A 2,356-nucleotide genomic window follows, 5' to 3' on the forward strand; every position below is an offset into this window, starting at 1 on the left:
CCATAGTCCAGCAGCCAAAAAGAAATGCCAAGCAAAAAGAAATTACTCGAACGGCAAGACAAGCCAGTGACAGCGAGTTTTATTTCTCGGATGAGTTCATTCCACATCTTAGCGAAGAGGGGCCTACACGTTATGCGCGCGATGATGTCTCTAAATATGAGGTGAAGCGCTTACGTCGTGGTGTCTATGTACCGGATGTGTATCTTGATATGCACGGTATGACTCAACAAGAAGCCAAACGTGAACTTGGGGCTATGATTGCGCACTGCGTGAAAGAGAGCGTAGCTTGTGCCTGTGTACAGCACGGCATTGGTAAACACATCCTTAAACAGAAAGTGCCTTTGTGGTTAGCACAGCACCCAGATGTGATGGCTTTTCACCAAGCACCTTTAGAGTTCGGTGGCCATGGGGCGCTACTGGTTTTACTTGCTATCCCAGATAAATAGCCATCGACTTGCTCTTTATTCTAAAAAGTACGTCCAGCACCTTGTCGTTTGGTCGAAATAATCCGTTAGAAACAACAAAGGGCATCTCAATAATCATGAGGTGCCCTTAAATTTATCTTGAGAAAACGGTCTCAGCTATGGATTAATGTTCCAAAGCAACTCGCCTTTTTGTTTTTCAAGGTCGAATTCAATACACGCGAGCCCTGAGGTTGGGAACATAGGTGGCGCCATGCCCGTCGCAAATTCAGCCGTTAAATAGCCCACTAGAGGTAAATGAGAAACAAATAAAATGGTCTCTAGCTTTTCTACTTCAGCCATTGCTATGGTCAAATCAAACACATCGTCAGACATTCCGTAAGGCGTAATATCATCACAGGTTTCTACTTTCTTTCCAGAAAACGCTTGAGAGATTTCTAACCACGTTTCTTGTGCCCTCAAGTATGGGCTCACAAGCACTTTATCGAACTGGCTAAACCCTTGCTCATTTGCAGCTTGAGCTACCGCAAGAGACGCCATTTTACCGCGCTTCGTTAACGCACGTTCTGCATCCGAGTTAGCAAAATGTTCTGCTTCACCGTGGCGCATTATGAATATTTTCATGTTCAGTCCTGTCTACGTAACATTTCGAAAGTCGATATATCCCATATCAGCGATACGCTACTTAGCGTTTGGCTCTCAAACTAGAGAAACCGCAGTCTATATAAATAATTATATCAAGTCACTTGCTAAAGAGTTCGACTTTCTTAACAATCTTATTAAAAGAAAATAAATCACTGATAAAAATCGATAAAAGTGATTTAGAAGTCGCCAAAAAGCACTTCATATCCCAAAATATGATCGCGAGGTTTGCACCTTAAATCATCGCGTACATAATTTAAAAACCACCTGCTCTGGAGATGCATCTGTGCATTTAAGCCCTAATGATGAACATCAATACCGTTACATAACATTGGATAACGGGTTGAGAGTACTGTTAGTTCACGATCAGAACGCTCAAAAAGCTGCAGCCGCACTCGCCGTTAATGTCGGGCATTTTGATGACCCTACAGACCGAGAGGGTTTAGCTCACTACTTAGAGCATATGCTATTTTTGGGAACTGAAAAGTATCCAAAGGTCGGAGAGTTCCAAAGTTTTATCAGCCAGCATGGCGGTAGCAACAACGCTTGGACAGGAACCGAACACACCTGCTTCTTTTTTGATGTTGAATTGAATGCCTTTGAAAATGCACTCGATCGCTTCAGCCAATTTTTTACCGCCCCCCTGTTCAACGAAGAAGCCTTAGACAAAGAACGCCAAGCCGTTGATTCAGAGTATAAAATGAAACTCAACGACGACTCGCGACGCTTGTACCAAGTGACCAAAGAATTGGTAAATCACTGTCACCCATTCTCGAAGTTTTCTGTCGGTAATATCGATACGTTGGGTGACCGAAACGGCGAGACGATTCGACAAGAGATCTTGGCTTTCCACCAGCAGCAGTACTCTTCAGACTTAATGACACTGACGCTGTCTGGTAATCAATCATTAGACGAGATGCAAAGTTGGGTTGAGGAGCGTTTTAGCTCGATTACCAACCACCAACTACAAGGCAAGAAGGTTGAAGTACCGATTGTTGGCGAATTAAGCACGGGGGTACAAGTACACGTTAAACCGATCAAAGAAGTGCGCAAACTTATCTTAACCTTCCCAATGCCAAGCATGGATGAACACTACGGTATTAAACCATTATCGTTCTTTGCACACCTTATCGGTTACGAAGGAGAAGGCAGTTTGATGATGCAACTCAAAGAGAAAGGCTGGATTACTTCCCTCTCCGCAGGTGGCGGCGCAAGTGGCAGTAACTATCGTGATTTCACAGTCAGTTGCTCATTAACCATCGAAGGTTTAACCAAAACCGATAACATCATCC

General features: G+C 43.8%; 3 protein-coding genes. 2 read left to right on the top strand and 1 reads right to left on the bottom strand.

The window, feature by feature from the left end:
* On the top strand, window positions 1–446 hold a 446-nt coding region (smrB, locus tag AB4496_RS17990; protein ID WP_372131533.1), incomplete at its 5' end, for an endonuclease SmrB.
* 135 nt (window positions 447–581) lie between these two features.
* On the opposite strand, the gene sixA is transcribed toward smrB, so the two are convergent.
* Complete coding sequence (gene sixA, locus AB4496_RS17995) at window positions 582–1,046, bottom strand: phosphohistidine phosphatase SixA (RefSeq protein WP_012603460.1); 465 nt, start codon at window positions 1,044–1,046, stop codon at window positions 582–584.
* Window positions 1,047–1,350: 304 nt separating this feature from the next.
* Here sixA and AB4496_RS18000 point away from each other — a divergent pair.
* On the top strand, window positions 1,351–2,356 hold a 1,006-nt coding region (locus AB4496_RS18000), incomplete at its 3' end, for an insulinase family protein (RefSeq protein ID WP_372131535.1).

The sequence above is a fragment of the Vibrio sp. 10N.222.46.A1 genome (assembly GCF_041473595.1).
Taxonomy (GTDB): domain Bacteria; phylum Pseudomonadota; class Gammaproteobacteria; order Enterobacterales; family Vibrionaceae; genus Vibrio; species Vibrio tasmaniensis_A.